1 protein-coding gene is annotated in these 257 nt (G+C 71.2%); it reads left to right on the top strand.

Going from position 1 to position 257, the window contains the following annotated elements:
- A partial coding sequence (locus SB771_RS35630; protein ID WP_410722122.1) for a hypothetical protein occupies positions 1-257 on the top strand: 257 nt, incomplete at both ends.

Raw genomic sequence — 257 nt, 5'->3', positions numbered from 1 at the left:
CAGCTTGGCCGGGCGCTGGAACTGGGCGGCCAGCGCACCAGCGAGGAGTGGAACGGCGAGGCCGAACGCCTGGGCGTGCTGCGCCAGGAGCTGAACGGGCTGGTCGAAGCGCTGCACCAGCGTCATGCCAATGGCCTGACGGTCTATGACGCCATCGGCACCTGCATCCCGCACGCTGGCCGGGAGGCGTCGCCGATGTACTGGCCCGATGCCCAGGCGCACGACGAGAAGGACCTGGAGCGGCTGCGCGAGGCGGC

It is taken from the genome of Burkholderia sp. SIMBA_051 (genome assembly GCF_046534915.1).
Classification (GTDB): domain Bacteria; phylum Pseudomonadota; class Gammaproteobacteria; order Burkholderiales; family Burkholderiaceae; genus Burkholderia; species Burkholderia ambifaria.
This window is presented reverse-complemented; position numbering and strand designations above follow the sequence as displayed.